This window comes from Micrococcus sp. MS-ASIII-49, from assembly GCF_000946635.1.
Classification (GTDB): Bacteria; Actinomycetota; Actinomycetes; order Actinomycetales; family Micrococcaceae; genus Micrococcus; species Micrococcus luteus.
Genome location: NZ_JXSP01000120.1, coordinates 1 through 4954 on the forward strand (window position 1 = coordinate 1; position 4954 = coordinate 4954).

The window sequence follows — 4954 nt, forward strand, 5'->3', positions numbered from 1 at the left end:
GTGGGCCGGGGCGGCGGGCGAGAGCCCCGCGGCCGCCCGCTCCCGCGCCTTGACCCGCTCCCAGGCCAGTTCGACGGCCTCGGCCGTGACGGCGGCGAGCTCCTCGGCCGGGCGCAGGCCGCCCTCGGGGGTGAGCACGAGCGGGTTGCGCCGGATCATCTTGGCCGTGAGGGCGTCGGCGGCGTCGTCCAGGCGGAACCCGGCCGACTCCGCCGGGGCGCCCGGCGCCCGGGAGACGGCGGCGTGCAGGACCACCTGGAACAGGACGTCCCCGAGCTCGGCGGCCAGGGCGGGGTACGCGCCGTCGGCCCGACGCGCGGGCACGTCGGCCCACGCGGCGGCGTCGCGGGACTCGATCTCCGCCACCGCCTCGTACGCCTCCTCCACGAGGTACTCGGCGAGGTCGGCGTGCGTGAGCGCGGCCGTCCAGGGGCAGTGGTCGCGCAGGGCCTCGACCACCGCCACCAGACGGTCCACACTCGCGCTCACGGGAGGATCAGTCGTCCTCGTCCTCGTCGTCCAGCTCCTCGAGGACCGGGCCCACGGCGTCGCCGGAGATGACCTCGCCCCAGCCGGCCACGAGGATCTCGGCGAGGTCCTCGCGCTCGTCCACGGACAGGAAGGCCGCCTCGGCGGCGTTGAGCTGCAGGTCCAGCAGTTCGGAGAGCGAGTAGCCGAAGGTCTCGGCGAGCAGGTAGAGCTCGTCGGTCAGGGACACGTCCGAGACGAGCCGGTTGTCCGTGTTCACGGTGACGCGGAAGCCGAGCTGCACGAGCAGGTCGATGGGATGGCCCGCGATGCCCGCCGCGGCGTCCACCGCGCCGGTCTGCAGGTTCGAGGACGGGCAGACCTCCAGGGCGATCTGCCGGTCCCGCACCCACGCGGCGGTCTCGCCCAGGTCCACGAGGCCGGTCAGCTCGTCCAGCTGCTCGCCGTCCTCGTCCACGCCGCCGTACTCCACCGAGATGTCCTCGGCCAGGCGCACGCCGTGGCCCAGACGCAGGGCGCGGCCGTCCACGAGGGCCGAGCGGACGGAGTCCAGGCCGTCGCCCTCGCCCGCGTGCACGGTGACGGGCAGGTGGTGGGCGGCCAGCCACGTGAAGGTGTCGGCGAAGCGGGAGGGCGGGAACCCGGCCTCGGCACCCGCGATGTCGAAGCCCACGACGCCGGCCTCGCGGTGGCGCACGGCCAGCTCGGCGATCTCCTGGGCCCGGTCGGCGTGCCGCATCGCGGTGACCAGCTGTCCCACGCGGATCACGTGGCCCGCGGCGTCGGCGGCCTCGACCGCCTCGTCCAGACCGGCCTGCACGGCCTCGACGGCCTCGTCCAGGGTCAGCCCGCCGGCCAGGTGCTGCTCGGGGGCCCAGCGGATCTCGCCGTAGACGACGCCGTCGGCGACCAGGTCCTCGACGAACTCGCGGGCCACGCGGCGCAGCTGCTCGCGGGTCTGCATCACGGCGGTGGTCAGGGCGAAGACCTGCAGGTACTTCTCGAGGGACTCGCCGTTGGCGTGCCCGGCGATCCACTCGGCCAGGCCCTCGACGGTGTCCGCGGGGACCTCGACGCCGGCCTCGCGGGCCAGGTCGAGGACGGTGCCCACGCGCAGGCCGCCGTCGAGGTGGTCGTGGAGGGAGACCTTGGGCAGGACGGCCAGGTCGACCTCGAGCGGGGAGGGGGATGCGGTGTCCGGAAGCTGCGTCGTCGTCACGGGCGTCACTCTACGGCAGGGCGCTCAGCGCAGGGCCTCCTGCTCGGCCAGGGTGAGGCCCTTCACCCCGGAGCCCAGCCGGCGGCGCAGCAGGGCCTTGAGCAGACGGTCCAGCAGCAGGCCCACGAGCGCGGCACCCGTCACGGAGACGGCGATCTGCAGCACCGGATTCTCCAGCCAGCCCGCGGTCAGGCGCGCGATCATGATCGAGTACGCGGCCCAGCTGGCCGTGGAGAGCAGGTCCAGCGCCACGAACCGCACCGGCGGATAGCGGGTGGCGCCGGCCGTGAGGTTCAGGGCCACGCGGCCGCCGGGGATGAACCGGGCGGTGAACAGCAGCAGCGCGCCGTGGCTGTGCAGGTGGTGCCGGGCGACCTCGACCGTGGCCCGCACCCGCCGCAGCCGCATCCACCGGAACCGCTCCACGCCCACGGCACGGCCGATCGCGTACGCGGCCACGTCCCCCAGGAACGCGCCCGCGAAGCCGACCCCCCACAGCGCCCACAGGGAGAACGGGTGCCCGTCGCGGACGATCGCGCCGAGGGCCACCAGCACCGACTCCGACGGGAAGATCGGCACGATTCCGTCGAGCAGGCACAGCAGCAGCGTCAGCGGCAGGACCCACCACTGCGCGGAGGCGTGGAGGATCGCCTCCTCGAGCCACGCGAGCATCCGGTCAGCCGATTCGGTCCAGGATCACGGAGCGCTCGCGCAGGGTCCGGGCGGCGTCGTCGTCGAGCTCGCCGACGGCCCACCCGCCGGCGAGCGCGGCCCTCGCCCGCTCGAAGCGCTCCGGCGTGTCCGTGTGCAGGGTCAGCACCTTCTGACCCCGGGCCACGCGCTCACCGGGGCGCACGTGCACCTCGACGCCGGCCGCGGCCTGGACGGCCTGGCCCTGCCGCTCCCGTCCGGCGCCGAGGCGCCACGCGGCCAGGCCCACGGCCATCGCGTCCAGCTCGGTGAGGACGCCGTCCGTCTCCGCGACGACGTCCTCGGTGTGGGCCGCCGTCGGGAGGGCCGCGCGGGGGTCGCCTCCCTGGGCCTCGATCATCCGGTTCCACACGTCCATCGCCCGGCCGTTGGCCAGGTGCTCGGCCGGGTCCACGTCCGTGACCCCGGCGCCGGCGAGCATCGCGGCGGCGAGCGCCACGGTGAGCTCCACGACGTCGGCCGGGCCGCCGCCGGCGAGCACCTCCACCGACTCGCGGACCTCGAGGGCGTTGCCGGCCGTCCGGCCCAGGGGCACGGACATGTCCGTGAGCAGCGCCGAGGTGTCCACCCCGGCGTCCCGGCCGAGGTCCACCATGGTCCGGGCCAGCTCGCGGGCGGACGCCTCGTCCTTCATGAACGCGCCCGAGCCGCACTTGACGTCCAGCACCAGGGCGCCGGTGCCCTCGGCGATCTTCTTGGACATGATCGAGGAGGCGATCAGCGGGATGGCCTCCACCGTGCCGGTGACGTCACGCAGGGCGTACAGGCGCTTGTCCGCCGGGGCCAGGCCCGAGCCGGCCGCGCAGATCACGGCGCCCACCTCGGAGAGCTGGCGCAGCATCGCCTCGTTGCTGAGGTCGGCCCGCCACCCGGGGATCGCCTCGAGCTTGTCCAGGGTGCCGCCGGTGTGCCCGAGGCCGCGGCCGGACAGCTGCGGCACCGCCACCCCGAAGGAGGCCACGAGCGGGGCCAGCGGCAGGGTGATCTTGTCCCCCACGCCGCCGGTGGAGTGCTTGTCCGCGGTGGCCAGGGGGCGGCCGTCCGGGGTGGTGAGCCCGCCGAAGTCCATGCGCTCACCCGAGGCGATCATCGCGTCCGTCCAGCGGGCGATCTCGGCGCGGTCCATGCCGTTGAGCAGGATCGCCATGGCCAGGGCGGACATCTGCTCGTCCGCCACCACGCCGCGGGTGTACGCGTCCACCACCCAGTCGATCTGCTCGGGGGACAGCGTCCCCCGGTCCCGCTTGGTGCGGATCACCTCGACGGCGTCGAAGGGCTCGGCCTGCGGCTGCGCGGTCATGGGGTTCTCCTCGGAGGACGGCTGCGACGGTCAGCCTCCGACTCTAGCGAGCAGGCCCGGGAGCGCGCCGCAGGTCAGGGACGGTCCGCCCGCTCCAGGTCGGCCGGGCCGAAGGCGTCCGGCAGCACCGCGTCGATCCCCCGCTCCCCCGCCGGGGTGAGCAGCACGAGCCCGGGGGCGCGGAACTCGTACAGCAGCTGGCGGCACCGCCCGCAGGGCATGGTCAGCACGCCCTCGCCGTCCACGCACACGAACGCGGCCAGTCGGCCGCCCCCGCCCATGCGCAGGTCGGCCAGCAGCGCGCACTCGGCGCACAGGGTCAGCCCGTAGGACGCGTTCTCGATGTTGCAGCCCGAGACGAGGCGGCCGTCGTCGGTGAGCGCGGCGGCGCCCACCCGGAACCCCGAGTAGGGCACGTAGGCGTGCTCCGTGGCGGCCAGGGCCGCGGCCCGCAGCCGGTCCCAGTCCACGCGCGGCGCCGTCGTCGTGTGCTGCCCGTCCGCCACGGCTACTCCTTCACGTACGGCACGCCCGAGGCGGCCGGGCCGCGCGAGCGGCCCACGAGGCCGGCCACGGCGAACACCGTGACGAGGTACGGGAGCATCGCCATGAACTGGCTCGGCACCGGGGTGCCGAGGATCGCCAGGACGTACTGCATGTTGGTGGCGAAGCCGAACAGCAGCGCCGCGAAGAACGCGCCGATCGGGTTCCAGCGGCCGAAGATCACGGCCGCGAGCGCGATGAAGCCCTGGCCCGCCGTCATCTCCTTGGTGAAGGACGACGCGGAGACGAGCGTGAAGAACGCCCCGCCCATGCCGGCCACCGCACCGCCCAGCAGGACGGCGGCGTACCGCGTGCGGTTCACGTCGATGCCCACGGTGTCCGCGGCCTTGGGGTGCTCGCCCACGGCGCGCACGCGCAGGCCCCAGCGGGTGCGGAACAGGGCGAACCACAGCGCGATGACGAGCAGGTACATCGCGTAGCCCAGGATCGTCTGGTCGAACAGGATGGGCCCGAGCACGGGGATGTCCGCCAGGCCCGGGATCCGCAGGTTCGGGAAGTGCGGCGGCGCGTTGAGCTCGGTGTCCCCGCCCGTGAGGACGGTGGAGTACAGGAAGCTCGTCAGGCCGGCCACGAGCACGTTGAGCACGACGCCGACGATCACCTGGTTGACCAGGTACTTGATCGAGAACACGGCGAGCAGCCAGGACACGAGGACGCCGGCCACGATCGCG

At 74.2% G+C, this 4954-nt stretch carries 6 protein-coding genes; all 6 read right to left on the reverse strand.

From position 1 onward, the window contains the following. The coding region (locus SJ20_RS08720; protein ID WP_044659639.1) for a MazG nucleotide pyrophosphohydrolase domain-containing protein at nt 1–489 on the reverse strand (489 nt) is incomplete at its 3' end. Between the two features lie 7 nt (nt 490–496). Then, complete coding sequence (locus SJ20_RS08725) at nt 497–1708, reverse strand: adenosine deaminase (protein WP_044659640.1); 1212 nt, start codon at nt 1706–1708, stop codon at nt 497–499. A 24-nt stretch (nt 1709–1732) separates the two neighbouring features. After that, a complete protein-coding gene (locus SJ20_RS08730) occupies nt 1733–2380 on the reverse strand; it encodes a DedA family protein (RefSeq protein WP_002856558.1) in 648 nt (215 codons plus the stop codon). 4 nt (nt 2381–2384) lie between these two features. Next, nucleotides 2385–3719: a thymidine phosphorylase gene (locus SJ20_RS08735; RefSeq protein ID WP_044659638.1), complete on the reverse strand. Its 1335-nt coding sequence runs from the start codon at nt 3717–3719 to the stop codon at nt 2385–2387. A gap of 74 nt (nt 3720–3793) precedes the next feature. Further along, complete coding sequence (locus tag SJ20_RS08740) at nt 3794–4225, reverse strand: cytidine deaminase (protein WP_010079337.1); 432 nt, start codon at nt 4223–4225, stop codon at nt 3794–3796. A 2-nt stretch (nt 4226–4227) separates the two neighbouring features. Next, a partial coding sequence (locus SJ20_RS08745) for an ABC transporter permease (protein WP_044659641.1) occupies nt 4228–4954 on the reverse strand: 727 nt, incomplete at its 5' end.